This window comes from Streptomyces sp. NPDC079020 (assembly GCF_044542225.1).
Classification (GTDB): domain Bacteria; phylum Actinomycetota; class Actinomycetes; order Streptomycetales; family Streptomycetaceae; genus Streptomyces.
In genome coordinates, this window is record NZ_JBITUB010000022.1 from 74,757 (window position 1) to 89,606 (window position 14,850).

The window sequence follows — 14,850 nt, forward strand, 5'->3', positions numbered from 1 at the left end:
CGACGGACTACACCGACCAGCGGCCATCCGAACGTGCGTGAAGCGGGGGCGAGGCCAGAAGCAGTAGTGGGAGGGAGAAGGAAACCGGATGGCCCGCCTCCCTCCCGTGATCGTCATGTCGCTGCGTTCGCACTGTCCTGTGAGGCGTCTTCCTTGGACTGCGCCTTCAGAGCGGCCTGCCCGCGCGTACGGTCTATCTCGCGCCATTCCGGCCGCAGGCCGGCCAGATTCGTGGTGAGGAAGTACGCGGCCCCGCAGGCGAGCAGGACCGGCACGAGTCCGACAGCGGTCACCGCCGCCCCGGCGAGCAGCCCGCCGAGGGGGATACCGGCCCAGGCCAGCGAGTCACCGAGGGCGTTGACCCGGCCCAGCATCCGGCGTGGTACACGCTCGACGAGGACGGCGCCCAGCACCGGATTGACGAAGCCGGCGCCGAACCCACTGACCGCGAAGACGGCCAGTACCACCCCCAACGGGGCATCGGAAGCGAGGATCAGGAATCTCGGTGCCCCGGCCAGCAGGAACCCGGTGAGAACCACCATCCGGCGACGCATCCGGTGCGCGATCATCGCGGCGATCAGGCTCCCGCCGACCCCCGCGGCCCCCATCACGCTGCCCATCAGGCCGATCGCGGCCGGCCCGTTGCCGGACTCCCTGGCCCAGACGGGCACGAGCACGGAGATGAACGCCGCGTCCAGCAGGTTGGTGATGCCGACCATGACGATGACGGTGAGCAGCAGTGGCTCGCCGCGCAGGAAGGTGAAGCCTTCGCCGAGCCGCCGCCAGTAGCCCGGTTCCGTCTCCCCGGCCGGCGTGGGGACTTCCTCGGCCGCGTGCCCCATCCCGCGAGGCAGCGCGAGTTTGATGATCACCGATCCGAGGGCGAAGCAGCCCGCGTTGACGGCGAGTCCGGTCAGGGGGCCGAGCAGCGCCACCAGGGATCCGCCGACCGCCAGGCCGACGGTGGAGGCCAGCCGCTCGATCACGCCGGACAGACCGGTGGCCCGCTCCAGCGGCACCCGGCCGCGCTCGGCTGCCTCCGGGACCATCACCTCCTTGGCCAGGTCGCCGGGTCCCCGGGCCGCGCCGATCAGCGCGACCAGAACCAGCAGAAGGGGAAAGGAGAGCAGGTCCAGGGCATGGAGCAGGGGAACTGCGGCAGCGGCGGTCGCGCTGGCCAGATCGGTGGTCCAGGAAACGGCCCGCGGGCCGATCCGGTCCACCAGCGGTCCGGTGAACGCCTTGACCACCACGTAGGGAGTCATCTCGCAGAAGGCGACCAGTCCTGTCTGGGTGGCGCTGCCGGTCGTGGCGAGGACGAACCAGGGAAGTGCCACAACGGAGATCCGCGTGCCGGTCAGCGACACGGCCATGGCCGTCAGTACCCCGCCCAAAGGCCGCAGGGTCCTCTTGCCGGGTATACCGCCGGACTCCGACGCGTCGTCGGTCACGACGCCGGACTTTCTTCTGCTTCCTGGGGGCCGGAAGGGAGCGACGACGAGGCCGCCGCGTCCAGTTCGGGCAGAATCTGCGTGAACACCGCGACCCGCTCGGCTCCCTCGGGGGCGCTCGCCGCCGTCTCCGGCGCGTCTCGCCGGTAGCGCTCGATGACTTCGGTCAACTCCCGGTACAGGGCGGCGGCTTCCTCGGGCGTGAGCCGCAAGGCCCAGTCGCTCATGTCGAAGGTGTTCCGCCAGGCGCGGGGCATCGTCTGAAGCCCGTTCAGGGTCTGCTGCGTGCGCAAGGTGTAGGTGGCGGCGACGGACTGCTGATAGGCCAGTGCGGCCTCGGGCTCCCGCTCGGCCAGCATCGGATCGTTGAACCACGTAGTCCGGTGCACCGAACGCCACCAGCGCTCTCGCGCATTGCCGCGTTCGGTGTCCTCCTCGACGAAACCGGCCGCGCCGAGCTGCCGGAGGTGGTAACTGGCCGTACCTGAATTCACGCCCAGCCGTTCCGCGAGGCGGGTGGCCGTCGACGGGCCGTACTTCCGCAGCAGTCCGACCAACTGCACACGCACCGGATGCGCGAGGGCACGCAGCCCCTTGGCATCCAGCACCACCGAGTCGGCTTCGGTTTGCGGGCCGTCCGGCCTCGCGTTGGGGTCAGTCATACCGCGCATCCTAGACCGCCAAGACTTCTTCGCAAAGGTTTCTTCGCGAAGAAGTCTTTGCGGTCCAGGCGCCTGTGGTGCCTGCCCGTCCATCGGCCGATCGGTGAGCAGGACCCGGTTCAGTCCCCGAGGCGGTGTGCGAGGTGGAGGAGATCTGCCGGGAGCAGCACCCGCCCGCCGAATCGCGTACGGCACCACCGTCTCCCCCGTGCACGCCGTCACCGCCCTGTGGCCGTCGTTCTCCAGACTCTGATGTCTCTCAGGAGACATCAGCTCGCGTCCGGGCCGGCAGGAAGAATCAAGCACCGATGGGGCCACTCATGTCAGGATGCTCGGCATGTCTGGTCGCGCGCTGAGCTTCGGAATGGTGGCGGAAGCGTACGAACGGTTCCGGCCGGGGTATCCCGAGGCACTGTTCGACCTGGTGATGGCATACGCGGGCCATCCGGTCGGGACCGCCCTGGAGATCGGCGCGGGGACAGGCAAGGCAACCCGTCTGTTCGCTCATCGAGGGGTCATGGTCACCGCGACCGATCCCGACAGGTCCATGCTCGCCGAACTGCGCAAGCACGTGCCGACGAGCGTCAGAACGGTGCAAGCCGCCTTCGAGGACCTGCGACCGGGCGAACGGTACGGGCTGGTCTACGCGGCAGCAGCGCTGCACTGGACGAACCCGGAGGGACGGTGGTCACGCATGGCCGCGCTGTTGGAGCCCGGTGGCGTGTTCGCCTCGTGCGGGGGCCGTTTCGACCGGCCGACCCGGCCGTGGAGGAAGCTGTCCGCGCGGCGCGAGCACCGTTCTTGGAGAGTGACGAGATTCCGTCCCCTGACGGGACGCCTCCGGGTCATGAGATGCAGTGGCCGGGTACGGAGCTGCAACGGTCCGAGTGGTTCCTCCAGCAACTCCCCCTCGCCCTCCACCGACGCTTCGCGGCCGCGGGCGGCACCACATTCCTGGGGCACCGGCTGACGCGGCTGGACCGGGTGAACAGCGCGATCGACGGAATCGACGGTCCCTACTACCGACTCCGCTTCGCCCGGGCAGAGCCGGCCGCGCCACGGGAAGTACTCGCCCGGACGGTACTTCTCGCCCTGCCCCACCATGCCGTCGAGCTGCTGAAACCGGACATCGTCCGCGGGCGGAGCAGCCGACCGCCCAGCCTGCTCGCCGCCACCCGTCCCGTACCGGCCGTCAAGCTCTTCCTCAGCTATCCCCGGCCCTGGTGGCACCGGACCGGGGTGAGCCGTGGCCGCAGCACCACCGATCTGCCGCTGCGCCAGCTCTGGTACTGGGCCACGCCTCCGGGACCCGGGGAGACACCGGGCGGCGTACTGGCCGTGTACGCCAGCGGGTCCGCGGCAGCCCACTGGACGGCCCTGGCCGACGGACCGCTCTACACGGACCGGGAGTTCGGCCCCGCACCCGGCAGCAGGGAACGTACGGAGCCCGGACCGGCGAGCCGGCTCCAGACCGAGCAGGCGCACGCGATGCTGCTGCGGGTCCACGGCGTCGTCGCAGCACCACGCCCCCTCGCGTCACGGTGGCAGCACTGGTCCGTCGAGCACCACGGCGGAGCCTGGCCCGTCTGGCGGCCGGGACACGACCCGGAACAGGCAATCCCCGCCATGCGCGAACCCCTGCCGGGCGAAGCGGTGTTCTGCGTCAGCGACTCCACGACCTTGCGCCCCGGATCCGTCGAAGGGGTCCTCGCCTCCGCCGAACACCTGCTCCAGGGGCCGCTGGGCCGCCCCAGGCCCGCCTGGCTGCGTACCCACGCCTCACCCGGCTGGGACGTGACCTAGACACACGTCCGGCGCCCCACACACGACACACCACGCAGCCCGCCCGCCCAAGGAGGACCATGAACACCCCCGCACCCGCCGTGCTGCTCGACGCGCGCACACTCCCGCCGTACCTGGAGTCCGTCCCGCACGTGGTCCGGGCGCTGGGCGGCCCGCCCGCCACATGGCAGGTCAGGGAGATCGGTGATGGCAACGTCAACTACGTCTTCGAGGTCAGCGGTTCCGCCGGCCGCGTCTGCGCCAAACAGGCCATGCCCTACGTCCGGGTGAGCGGAGAATCCTGGCCCCTCACCCCCCACCGCACCCGCTTCGAGTACCGGGCACTCCAGGAACACGGCAGGCTCGCCCCGGGACGGGTCCCCGAGGCACTGCACTACGCCCCCTCGGCCCACCTCCTCGTCACCGAGTTCCTCGCACCCCACGTGGTGCTGCGCCAGGGCCTGCTGGACGGTGTCCACTACCCCGAGCTCGGCGACCATCTCGCCGAGTACCTCGCGCGCTCCCTGTTCTTCACCAGCGACCTGGCGAGTACCGCGGACCACAAGCGGTCCCTGGTGGCCGAGTTCAGCGGCAACACCGAAATGACCCGGATCATGGAAGACATGATCTTCACCGAGATCTACCACGACCACCACCGCAACCGGTGGACCAGTCCGCACCTCGACGCGACCGTCCAGCGCCTCAGGAACGACATCACTCTCAAGATCGCCGTCTCCCGCCTCAAACTGCGCTACCTCACCTCCACCGACGCGCTGCTCCACGGCGACCTGCACACCGGCTCGATCCTGGTCACGCCCGACGACACCCGGGTGATCGACCAGGAGTTCGCCGTTCACGGCCCCATGGGCTTCGACATCGGCAGTCTCCTCGCGCACCTGCTGCTCGCCTACTTCGCCATGGACGCCCATCCGGTGTCAGCCGGCGCCGGTCGGACGGCGCGCGACACACGGATATGGCTGCTGGGCGTGATCGAGGACGTGTGGCGGGGCTTCGCCGGCCGGTTCACGAGGCTGTGGGAACAAGCGGCATCCGGCGACGCCTACCCACAAGCCATGTTCGCCGCCCGCGACGACATTGCCGCTCTCGGCCAGGAGCGCGAACGCTACCTCGCGGCAGTCTTCACCGACACGATCGGCTTCTGCGGAGCCGAAATCATCCGCCGCGTCATCGGCATGGCCCACGTGGTGGAACTCACCTCCATCGCCTCCGACGCCGACCGGGCGGCCTGCGAACTGCGCTGCCTGCGCCTGGCAGTCGACCTGCTGACCCGAACCGGTGGATATCCCACGATCGGCGCGCTGACATCGGCCGCACGCGCGATCGCCTGAGCGCCGCCGGACGGGGATCGGCCGGCGGCACCGGCCCTCGCCTCAGATCCGCCGGGTCACCACCCCCGCGGTGGCCTCCCGCAGTTGCGGGGTCTGCGCCTGGATCAGGTGGAACAGGGCCTCCCTGGCCAGCCGGCCCGCCGTGTCGCCGTACTGGACGGCACGGCCGCCGGTAGCCGCCACGCAGGCACTTGCCGCTCTGACACCCAGGTCGAGGACCGCGGCCCGGATCTCGGTCCGGGCCGTCACCTCTTCCTCGGGCGGCAGTTCGTCACGCAGGGCGTACGCCTCGGTGCGCAGCCGGGCGGCTTCGTCGGCCAGCCGGTGGGCCAGTGCCCCGTACGCGGCACCGGCCCGGGGAACCGCCCCCAGCAGCAGGTCCACCGCGGCGCGAAGATGCCCGAAGACGGCAGGGTGGGCGTTGGCGTTCTCCAGGTCGTAGGACCGGGCCCAGTCCTGTCTCGGCTCGATGGAGATCACATCGTCCGGGGAAACGAGAACGCCTCTCAGCTCGACGGCCGCGGTATGCGTACCGCCCATGGCCCACAGGGGCGGTACGCCGACTGCCGTCAAGCCCCCGTCCGGCCCGCAGCCGACCCGGACGAACAGGGCTTCGTCCTCGACGGTGACGGCACCGACGATCGCCACGTCCGCAAGCCCCCAGCCCGTCATCCAGGGCACCCGGCCCCGTAATCGCCAGCCCTTCTCCTCGCGCTCCGCGGTGACCGGCGGCTGCGCATGACGCAGGTACGCGAAACCCGCCGTGGCCCGCCTCGCACCCGTAACCAGCTCGGGAAGCCAGCGCTCCCTCAGATCGTGGTTGAGGCTCGCGCCCAGTGCCTTCACCAGGGCGAAGTGCTGGGTGTACACGAACCACGTGGACGGGTCGACGGCGGACAGGATCTCGTGGATCTCGCGCACCACCTGCTGTTCGGTGCACCCGCTCCCTTCGGCCGGTGCGTACCCGACGAGCCCGAAGGCACCGCACCGGGCCAGCTCGTCGAGATGCCTCCTGGACACCCCTTCCACGGCCGTGGACTCCGCGTCGGGCCGGAGTACGGCTGCCGCTACTCGTGTGACCGCCTCGACCAACGGCTCGGCCGCCAGCCCCGGCTGCGTACCCAACGCCGTTTCCCCGCCCGGCACACCCGCCATCACTCATCACCTCAATCTGGATCCGCTCCGCACGCCCGATCAGTAACCACTCCCCCGGAACACGCGCGGACACGCATCGAGCGTGCTCTTCGACCTGCGCGCCGCCTGCGGGCAGCCACGGCCTCGTTCGGTGGCGGCACCGTCCTCCTGTGGTCACCGGCGGTCATCGGTGCTTCGGGCGGCCTCCGGGTGGCTTCTGTGGACGGCGGTGGCCCCGGTGACTACGATCCGCGAATGATCACGGCATTGCACGGCCTGACCGTGGACCTCGTACCCCACGCCCGGTCGGCCGCACGTGAGGATTGGTCGGGCGAGGATTCGGCGCGCCCGCTGAGCCCACAGGGCCTGAGCCAGGCCGGCTCCCTGGCCGCGGTCATGCGGGACAGCATCGATGCGATCTGTTCCAGCCCGGCGAAACGGTGTGTGCAGACGGTTGAGCCGCTGGCCCGGTCCTTCGGCCTGAGCATCGCGACCGCTCCGGGCCTCGCGACCCCCGATGGCACCTACCAGCCGCGGGAATGGACCGAAGGGTTCCACTCCCCGTTCCAGCGGGAGCTGGGCGGAGCCTGGATGGCCGGGGCAGCCCTTGCGGTGCTGATCGGGATGGGAAGCGCCCACCCCGGTGGCCACGTGGTGGCTTGCTCGCACGGTGACGTCATCCCTGCGTTCGCGGCCCAGGGTGAGCGTCACAGCCGCGGTGGCTGGGCGTCCGGGCCCCTGAGGTCCGGGCTGCCGGCCCGGGGCGCAGCAGGGGTTCATGAGACCGGCTCGTAGAGGCCCGAGGAGGGCGTGTAGGTACCGTCGAGGACGAGTTTCGGATAGCGGCCCGCGTGGTGAAGGTACTCGTCCTCGCTGACGGCTGCGGCTTCGACGGCCGGGAGCGCGCGGCGGGCGATGTCGCGGTCGATGAAGGTGAGCGCGTTGATGGCCTGGAGCCGTACGCGAACGTCGGGGTGGCGTGCGAGAGTCCGGTCGAGGTAGGACACGGCCGTGTGGGTGTGCCGGTCGAGGTTGATCAGGGACTCGGCCGCGCTGACGCGGACCTGGGGCGACGGGTCGTCGCGCAGGGTGCGTACTGGGAAGAGGCGCTAGGCACCGGCCCGTGCGCTGTCGTGATCGCCAGTGACGACTGCCGCGAAAGTGTTGCGGGATGCACCGGCCACGTGGTGACGGAGGTTCCACGGGCCGGGACTTGCCCGCGGCGCCCGCCGACACGGCGCCCACGAGCAGGACTTGGCGTCCGATGGCGTCGGATTCCGCCTGGCAGCAGCCGTGTCCGACGGACGGACTGCATCCAAAGATGTACGGCCATTTCCTCCACGGCTACGACTTCCATGGCTGCGCGGGCGCCCAGGATGGTGAGTGCCCCGCGACGCGGGGATCGAGCAGCATGGAGGAGACACATGGCCGTCCTTCGCCCCCGCACTCCCAGCCCTTCGCCCATCGGCGTCCTCGGACGGGCGCTGGGCGGTGGACTCGTCATGGCCGTGGCACTGGGTGCGGGCACGGCGCTCGGTCCCGAAGTGGCCGATGCCGTCGGAGCGAGCGGGTTCGTGGCGAGGCTCATTCCGGCGGTCCTGGTCAGTGTGGTGGCCGTACCGCTCGTATGGCTCGCGCTGCGCCGTGGAGGTGACCCTCTCGGCGGGATCGGGTTCGGCCGCGTGGGCGGGAGTCTGCGGGCACTGCTCGTCGGGGCCGTCGTGACGGCGGGCTCAGCGGCTCTCGTGCTCGGGGCGGGCACGGCTGCCGGACTGCTGCGCTGGTCCCGCCCCGATCTGCCGGAACTCGCCGGGTTCCTGGTGGCGAACGGTGTGGTCGCTCTGCTCCTGGAGGCGCTGCCCGAGGAGACGACGCTACGCGGCTATACGTGGACGTCCCTGCGCGGCCGCTTCGGCGGTGTGGTCTCGGCTCTCGGCACGACCGCCGTGTTCCTGGCCGTTCCCGGTCTCTCGACGGTGACGGGGGCGGCGGTCGCGCGCCTCGTGGGCACGGAGGCCGGGCCCGTGGGACTCGCGCCCGGCGGGCAGAATCCCGTCGACTATCTGATCCTGCTGACAGTGTTCGGCCTGATGCTGGTCGTGGCCCGTACGGCGGTCCGGCGCGCCCCGTTGTACGTCGCCATCGGGGCGCACCTGACCTTCCTGACCGTCAACCGGATCGTGTTCGAGGGGGACGAGCGAGACGCCGGCTGGTCCGTGGAGCTCTCGTCCCCGGATGTGGAGCTCCTCGTACCGGTGTATCTGCTGGTCGCCACGGCCGGGTTCGCGGTGTGGCGGTGGACGGGGAGGCGGCGTGCGGTGCGTGGTGCGGCCGGGGCGCCCGAGGGGGCGCCGGCCGCACCGGACCGTCTCAGTCGTCGGACAGCCGCCACGCGGTGACGGGACTTCCTATGACGTGGCTTCTTCTATGGGTGCGAACCCGTCATGGACTGTTCGACGGAGCCCACACCAGAACGGGTCACGGACCTGTCGTGCCTCCAGCAGTACGGCATGTGTGGCGGGACAGCCCGTGCACGGCCGGGGAGATCCAAGAGAAATGGGGCCGGCGGAACTTCGCCGGGGTCCGGGACACGATTCCTTCCGCCTTCCCGGACTGCCCGGCGGCCTGCGGGCCCCGCGCGACGAGGACGCCGAAGACGAATGACCGGCCGCCCTGCTGCGGGCCGCTGGTTGCCGGCCGAATCGGTCACCGTGTCAGGGCACGGTGATGACGATCTTGCCGCGTGCGTGGCCGGTGGCGCTGGCGTCATGAGCTGTGGCGGCCTCCCTCAGCGGGAACACGGCGTGCAGCGGGACGGTGAGGCGGCCTTGGTCGGCGAGATCGGCCGCCGGCGCCAGTCCTGCCCAGCCCGGCGACTCACCGGCTTCGGAGCGGGAGTACCGCACTCCGTGCCGGCCGGCGTCGAAGTCGGCGATGGTCACCACACGGTGCGGGTCGCCGGCGATGGCCACCAGTTCGGCGAGAGAGCCCTTACCGGCCGCGTCCAGAACCACATCGACACCGCCCGGGGCCAGTGGGGCGAGGCGATCGGCCAGCCCAGCCCCGTAGGTGACCGGTACGACGCCGAGCCGGTCGAGGAAGCCGTGGTTGCCTTCGCTCGCGGTGCCGATCACGGTGAGGCCGCGGGCCCGGGCGAGTTGCGCGGTGATGGTGCCGACCCCTCCGGCGGCACCGTCGATCAACAGGGTCATGCCTTCGGCGGCTTCCAGCGCGCCCAGTACACGTGTGGCTGTGTCGATGTTGCCCGCGGCACCGCCCGCTTCCTCGAACGACCACGACCGAGGCTTGGGCGCCCATGCCTCCAGCACGGCGTACTGGGCCGCGGCGCCTCCCTTGTCCACGAAGGGGACGAGGCCGAAGACCGCGTCCCCCACGGCGGTGCCGGTCACCCCCTCCCCCACCTCGTCGACGATTCCCGCGGCATCCATGCCGGGGATATGAGGGAAGTCCACGGTGGCGATGTCCCGCAGCCTCCCTGAACGCAGGTACCAGTCAGCAGGGGTGACGCCGGTGGCACGCACCTCGATGCGGACCTGACCCGGCCCGGCGTGCGGCTCTTCGGCCTCCTCGACGCCAAGGACCTCGGAACCGCCATAGCGGTGGTACTGCACAGCAAACACGGACAACCTCCGTAGGCATGGCACGTCTTGAGCACGTAAACCCTCAGCCACTCACCTCCCCGGCTGAGTCGGCCCGCGGGGCGCTGCGGCACCAGTCACGCTAACCCGCTAAACGGTCGACCCCTTCCGTTTGTGATTAGGTGGGAGACATGCCAGCCCAACTGTCTCGGAACCCGCCCCCCTCCGACTCCGGACCACCGGGGCAGAGAGCCGACGCCCGGCTCAACCGCGCCCGGCTCCTTCAGGCCGCCCGCGAGGCGTACGCCCTCGACGGCACCGATGTATCCTCCAGCGCCATCGCCCGCAGAGCGGGCGTGGGTGCCGCCACCCTCTACCGGCACTTCCCGACACGCGGCTCGCTGATCGCCGCCGCGTTCTCCGAACAACTCGGCCAGTGCGTCGCAGCCCTCGACGAGGCCCTTCAGGACGACGATCCCTGGCAGGGACTTCGCAACGTCCTCACCAGGGTGTGCATGATGCAGGCCCAGGACCGCGGGTTCAGCGCCGCGTTCCTCTCCCGGTTTCCCGACGCGCCCGACGTCCATCGTGAGCGTGCCCGCGCCGAGGCGTGCCTCGCCCAGCTCGTGCGGCGCGCGAAGGACACCGGACAACTGCGCAAGGACTTCCACCCCAGCGACGTCACTCTCCTGCTCCTGGCCAACAACGGCGTCGTGCGTGAGTCCCCGGCGGCCTCCATGGCCGCATCGCGCCGTCTGCTCGCCTACTTCCTCCAGTCCTGCCTGCCGACGGACGCCACGCCCCTGCCCCAGCCCGCACCACTCCGCCTCGACGACCTCTACAAGCCACCGCGTCGAACGGGGTGACCGTCGGTGTACGCCCGGGGGCACACGCACCTGACACGGTTCTTGGCAGTACGACGCCAAGGGCTCCCCCGGTTCGGAGGGTTCCCACGCTACGGAGGTACTCCCAGCCCAGCGTTCCCATCTGCTGAGCAGGCGTCAGCGCAGTTTCGCGGCGATCCGGTCGGGATGGGCCACCAGGTCGAGCAGGCAGAGGAAGGCGAGCCCAGCGATTCCCCGGGGGATCGTGCCGTCGGGGGAGAACAGGAGCGCCTTCTCCCACTTGTCCATGTTGAGGAAGGAGTGGGCGCTGTTGCGGTCCCGTCGCAGGTAGAGGGAGGTGGCCGTGTCCCAGGTCGTGTTCATGGGGCCCTTCTTTCCGGGAAGGCCGGAGAAACCGGTGGGTGTGTAGTAAGTGCTGGTCCGACCACGTCCACGACCAGCAGCTCGGACTGCGGTAGCCGCTGCACCGCTTCGGCGAAGAACGTCTTCATGACATGAGGCAGCTGCGCCGTGGATGTATGGGTGAAACCGAGCTGGAACCGTGCGACTTCGGAGGCAAGGGTGTCCTTGTCCCGCAGCCGTTTCAACTCCTCCGTCACCACACCGCTGGTGAACGCGGTGCCGTACGGGGCTTGTTCGGGCAGGCTTCCGAGGAAGTCGAACTGGTTCTTCTGGATATGGCGAGCGGTCAGGAGGATCGGCGGCTGCTTGCGGTAGGACGCGGTGGTACGGACCCGCCAGTGGCCGTTCTCCTCCCGGATCTCCCAGCCGGCCATGCCGGCTATCTCATTCCGGCGGCCCGTCACAGCGCGCCTCCGCAGGGCTGATCATCGCCGAAGCCTCCGCCCCCAACGCGGTCGGCCAGATCTACCCCCACATCACCGCTCTGCACACCGACGGGCACGTGACCGGATGGCGCCAGGTCACCGAGGCCGTTCAAGCGGCGGGCGGCGGTCCGATGTTCCTCCAGATCCAGCACGGAGGACGCGTGGGGCACCCCGACACCAGCGGCCTCACGCCGATCGCCCCGTCGCCGCTCCCGCTGCCCGAACCGATCTTCACCCCGGGCGGGCGTCAGAAAGCCGTCATCCCCCGTGAGATGACCCTCGCCGACATCCGCGCCACCGTCGAGGACTTCGCCGCCGCCGCCTGCCGCGCGGTCGACGCCGGTTTCGCCGGTGTCGAGGTGCACAGCGCCAACGGCTACCTGCTGCACCAGTTCCTCGCCCCCAACACCAACCGGCGCACCGACTCCTACGGCGGCTCCGTGGAGAACCGCATCCGCTTCACTGCCGAGGTCGTCGACGCAGTGGTGGCCTCGATCGGTGCGGAGCGGACTGGTCTGCGCATCTCGCCCGGGAACACCGTCAACGGCATCGACGAGGGTGAGGAGACCGGTGCGTTGTACGCGGCTCTCGTCTCCGCCCTGGCCGACCGCGGGCCGGCCTATCTCCACGTCGGTTTCGCCGACCCCGACTCCGGTGTCTGGCAGGACATCCGCAAGCAGTGGCCGGGCTCACTCATCGCCAATCCGGTCCTGCCCGCCGACCGGATTCCCGCTGACGGCGGGAAGCGCGAAGCCGAACGTCTCCTGGCCGCGGGCGCCGACCTCATCGCGCTGGGCCGCCCCTTCCTCGCCGACCCCGACCTGGTCGAACGCCTCCGAACCGGCGCCCCCATCACCCCCGTCCGGAACGAGTACCTGATGTATGTGGGCGGGGAGACCGGCTACACCGACCACCCCTTCGCCTCGTAGCCCTCGCTCCGCAGCGACTGCCCACGCGCCTTCGGCCGCTGCCCGGACAGGCCCTGGAGCAGATCGATCGCGTCCGTCACCGGCCGGCGGGCGGTACTGTCGCACGTCAACTCCAGCACGCCCAGCAGCGTCGAGTGCAGTCCGGCGCCACTGTGTCACGTACGACGAGGAACCGCCGAGCACCGTGACCCGCCCTCGGAAGCGGTGGGCGGCCTCCGGTGTCACCACCGGTCCGCGGTCCGAAACGGCCGCACCCGGGCGTCCCCCGGCAGACCGCCGAACAGACGGCTGCGAAGCGGAAGTTCGACGCGTACGGTGAGACCTCCTCCAGCCCTGGGGACAGCGCTCACCGTACCGCGGTGCGTGACGGTGATCGTTCGGACCACCGCGAGTCCGAGTCCTGAACCGTTTCCGCGACGTTCCGGGCCCCGATGGAACGCCTCGAACAGGGCTGGGATCTCGTCCGGTGCCAGTACGGGGCCCGTGTTGGCGACCTCGATGTAGGCCGCGGCGACCGTGGTACCCGTACTCACCGTCGCCGTGCCGTCGCGGTGGTTGTGCCGTACCGCGTTGGCCAGCAGGTTCAGCGCGATCTGCCGGAGCAGCGCGGGGTCGCCCGCGACCGGTGCGGGCTCCGGTGCGCCGGTGATCCGGATCCCGGCCGTACGGGCCTCGTCGGCCAGGTCCGCCAAGGCGTCCCGGGCGGCGTCCGCGAGGTCCGCCGATTGCGGGGCCGACGCTTCGGCCTCACCGCGAGCGAGCGTCAGCAACGCCGCGATCAGGCGTTCGGTACGGGCGTTGGCGTCCAGCGCGCGCTGGACAGCGGGCTTCAGGTCGGCGGGAACCCGGCCCTGCGCCAGCGGGATCTCCAAGGCGGTTCGCTGGACGGTGAGCGGGGTGCGCAGTTCGTGAGAGGCGTGCGCGGTGAAGCGGCGCTGCGCGGTGAAGCTCCGGTCCAGGCGGTCGAGCATCGCGTCGAAGGTGTCGCCGAGTTCGCGGACCTCGTCGTGCGGGCCGGTGAGGCCGAGCCGTTCGTCCAGTGTGTGCCCGGTGCTGATGCGCTGGGCAGCTGCGGTGACCTGGCTGAGCCGGCGCAGAGAGCGACGGCCGGCCCACCAGGCGAGCACGGCGGCGAGCACGATGAAGACGACGAGCATCAGCAGGGACCGCAGCAGGAGGCCGTCGAGGACGCTGCCCTGGAAGTCGTCGAAGGCCTGCGCCGCGTCGGCCGACGCAGCGTCGGTCGGTGCCGGCGGCTCGCATGGCTCGGCGTCCTCGGTCCGTGCGGCGCTGGAGCACGTGACAGGTGAGCCTGCCTCCTCGCTCGTGACAGCGCCGGTCGTGACGGCGGCCGGCACGACGAGATCGCGGTACGCCTCAAGGAGCTGTCGGGAACTCAGCCAGTTCAACAGGAGCAGCCCGCAGCCGAGGACCGCGAAGACAGCCGTCGTCACCAAGGTGAGCCGGCCGCGCAGCGGCAGCCGGTGCGGTGGCAGCAGGCGGAGACGTGCGCGGTTCACAGCCGGTACCCGTAGCCGGGATCGTGGACGATCAGCGCGGGTTCGCCGATCTTTCGGCGCAGTGCGTGCACGGTGACCCGGACCGCGGTGGTCGCCGGATCCAGTGCGGTGTCCCACAGTGCATCCCGCAACTGCCGCGTGTCCACCGGGGCCCCGTCCGCGGCGAGGAGCAGTTCCAGGACACCGAGCTCCCGCGGCGTGAGCTTCAACGGGCGGCCGTCCCGTCCGGCGACTCTGCGTACGGTGTCGAGGCTCACCCCGTTTCTGCTCAGCACCGTGGGGGAACCGCCGCCCTGGGACCGGCGCCCCAACGCGCGCAACCGGGCCACCAACTCCAGGTACGAGAACGGCTTGGCCAGGTAGTCGTCGGCGCCCTGGCCCAGCCCGTCGACGAGGTCGGAGAGGGTGCCGGCGGCGGTCAGCATGAGGATGCGGGCCGGGTAGCCGGCCGTGTTCAAGGCTCGGCAGACCGCGTCACCGCTCCGTTTGGGCAAGTCGCGGTCCAAGATCAGGACGTCGTATTCGGCCGCGGCCGTCAGCTCCAGCGCGCGGGCGCCGTCGTGCGCGACATCGCAGGCCATGCCCTCGTCGCGCAGCCCCTCGGCCAGCATCGCCGCCAGATCGGCCTCGTCCTCGACGATCAGCACCCGCATGCCGCTCCGCTCCGTTCCGCCGCCCCGCACCCCGCTGGGCTGTGTGACCGCCAGTCTGCACCTGCGGGGGTTTAGCCGGCTGTTAGCCCAGCTCTGACC

At 70.6% G+C, this 14,850-nt stretch carries 16 protein-coding genes and 1 pseudogene; 7 read left to right on the forward strand and 10 right to left on the reverse strand.

The window, feature by feature from the left end; translation table 11 throughout:
- Positions 1–113: 113 nt before the first annotated feature.
- Positions 114–1,451, reverse strand: coding sequence for an MFS transporter (locus ACIGJO_RS32135; protein ID WP_399964263.1), 1,338 nt, complete (start codon positions 1,449–1,451; stop codon positions 114–116).
- Positions 1,448–2,113 carry an ArsR/SmtB family transcription factor gene (locus tag ACIGJO_RS32140; RefSeq protein WP_399964265.1) on the reverse strand — a complete coding sequence of 222 codons (666 nt, stop codon included), beginning with the start codon at positions 2,111–2,113 and terminating at the stop codon, positions 1,448–1,450. Before ACIGJO_RS32140 ends, ACIGJO_RS32135 begins: the two co-directional genes overlap by 4 nt.
- A gap of 427 nt (positions 2,114–2,540) precedes the next feature.
- Between ACIGJO_RS32140 and ACIGJO_RS32145 the strand changes: the two genes are divergently transcribed.
- The 3 genes from ACIGJO_RS32145 to mtnK are packed head-to-tail and all read left to right on the forward strand — an operon-like array spanning position 2,541 to position 5,244.
- Positions 2,541–3,083, forward strand: coding sequence for a class I SAM-dependent methyltransferase (locus tag ACIGJO_RS32145; RefSeq protein ID WP_399964318.1), 543 nt, complete (start codon positions 2,541–2,543; stop codon positions 3,081–3,083).
- On the forward strand, positions 2,966–3,916 hold the full coding sequence (locus ACIGJO_RS32150) for an FAD-dependent oxidoreductase (protein ID WP_399964267.1): 951 nt from the start codon (positions 2,966–2,968) through the stop codon (positions 3,914–3,916). The genes ACIGJO_RS32145 and ACIGJO_RS32150 overlap by 118 nt, the downstream gene beginning before the upstream one ends.
- Before the next feature lie 59 nt (positions 3,917–3,975).
- Positions 3,976–5,244, forward strand: a complete 1,269-nt coding sequence (mtnK, locus tag ACIGJO_RS32155; RefSeq protein ID WP_399964269.1) for an S-methyl-5-thioribose kinase — start codon at positions 3,976–3,978, stop codon at positions 5,242–5,244.
- 42 nt (positions 5,245–5,286) lie between these two features.
- Here the strand turns inward: mtnK and ACIGJO_RS32160 are convergent, their stop codons facing one another.
- Positions 5,287–6,369, reverse strand: a complete 1,083-nt coding sequence (locus tag ACIGJO_RS32160; protein ID WP_399964271.1) for an acyl-CoA dehydrogenase family protein — start codon at positions 6,367–6,369, stop codon at positions 5,287–5,289.
- Between the two features lie 264 nt (positions 6,370–6,633).
- Here ACIGJO_RS32160 and ACIGJO_RS32165 point away from each other — a divergent pair, with 264 nt between their 5' ends.
- Complete coding sequence (locus tag ACIGJO_RS32165) at positions 6,634–7,173, forward strand: SixA phosphatase family protein (protein WP_399964273.1); 540 nt, start codon at positions 6,634–6,636, stop codon at positions 7,171–7,173.
- Here the strand turns inward: ACIGJO_RS32165 and ACIGJO_RS32170 are convergent.
- Positions 7,155–7,466, reverse strand: coding sequence for a HEAT repeat domain-containing protein (locus ACIGJO_RS32170; RefSeq protein WP_399964320.1), 312 nt, complete (start codon positions 7,464–7,466; stop codon positions 7,155–7,157). The two genes, ACIGJO_RS32165 and ACIGJO_RS32170, sit on opposite strands and share 19 nt — an antisense overlap.
- 336 nt (positions 7,467–7,802) lie before the next feature.
- Between ACIGJO_RS32170 and ACIGJO_RS32175 the strand changes: the two genes are divergently transcribed.
- A complete protein-coding gene (locus ACIGJO_RS32175; RefSeq protein ID WP_399964275.1) occupies positions 7,803–8,777 on the forward strand; it encodes a type II CAAX prenyl endopeptidase Rce1 family protein in 975 nt (324 codons plus the stop codon).
- 315 nt (positions 8,778–9,092) lie between these two features.
- Here ACIGJO_RS32175 and ACIGJO_RS32180 read toward each other — a convergent pair whose 3' ends face one another.
- Positions 9,093–10,019 (reverse strand): NADP-dependent oxidoreductase, encoded by a 927-nt coding sequence (locus ACIGJO_RS32180; protein ID WP_399964277.1) that lies wholly within the window; start codon positions 10,017–10,019, stop codon positions 9,093–9,095.
- Positions 10,020–10,168: 149 nt separating this feature from the next.
- Between ACIGJO_RS32180 and ACIGJO_RS32185 the strand changes: the two genes are divergently transcribed.
- On the forward strand, positions 10,169–10,843 hold the full coding sequence (locus ACIGJO_RS32185) for a TetR/AcrR family transcriptional regulator (protein ID WP_399964279.1): 675 nt from the start codon (positions 10,169–10,171) through the stop codon (positions 10,841–10,843).
- Positions 10,844–10,978: 135 nt separating this feature from the next.
- On the opposite strand, the gene ACIGJO_RS32190 is transcribed toward ACIGJO_RS32185, so the two are convergent.
- On the reverse strand, positions 10,979–11,185 hold the full coding sequence (locus tag ACIGJO_RS32190) for a hypothetical protein (protein ID WP_399964281.1): 207 nt from the start codon (positions 11,183–11,185) through the stop codon (positions 10,979–10,981).
- On the reverse strand, positions 11,182–11,598 hold the full coding sequence (locus ACIGJO_RS32195) for a hypothetical protein (RefSeq protein WP_399964283.1): 417 nt from the start codon (positions 11,596–11,598) through the stop codon (positions 11,182–11,184). The genes ACIGJO_RS32190 and ACIGJO_RS32195 overlap by 4 nt, the downstream gene beginning before the upstream one ends.
- 26 nt (positions 11,599–11,624) lie before the next feature.
- Here ACIGJO_RS32195 and ACIGJO_RS32200 point away from each other — a divergent pair.
- Positions 11,625–12,578: pseudogene (locus ACIGJO_RS32200) on the forward strand (alkene reductase); the annotation flags it as partial.
- On the opposite strand, the gene ACIGJO_RS32205 reads toward ACIGJO_RS32200, so the two are convergent.
- The 3 genes from ACIGJO_RS32205 to ACIGJO_RS32215 form a co-directional block, all read right to left on the reverse strand.
- Entirely contained in the window at positions 12,551–12,697 is a 147-nt protein-coding gene (locus tag ACIGJO_RS32205; RefSeq protein ID WP_399964285.1) for a hypothetical protein, read from the reverse strand. The pseudogene ACIGJO_RS32200 and the gene ACIGJO_RS32205 overlap by 28 nt on opposite strands.
- A gap of 102 nt (positions 12,698–12,799) precedes the next feature.
- A complete protein-coding gene (locus ACIGJO_RS32210) occupies positions 12,800–14,098 on the reverse strand; it encodes a sensor histidine kinase (protein WP_399964287.1) in 1,299 nt (432 codons plus the stop codon).
- Positions 14,095–14,751: a response regulator transcription factor gene (locus ACIGJO_RS32215; RefSeq protein WP_399964289.1), complete on the reverse strand. Its 657-nt coding sequence runs from the start codon at positions 14,749–14,751 to the stop codon at positions 14,095–14,097. Before ACIGJO_RS32215 ends, ACIGJO_RS32210 begins: the two co-directional genes overlap by 4 nt.
- Positions 14,752–14,850: the final 99 nt, after the last annotated feature.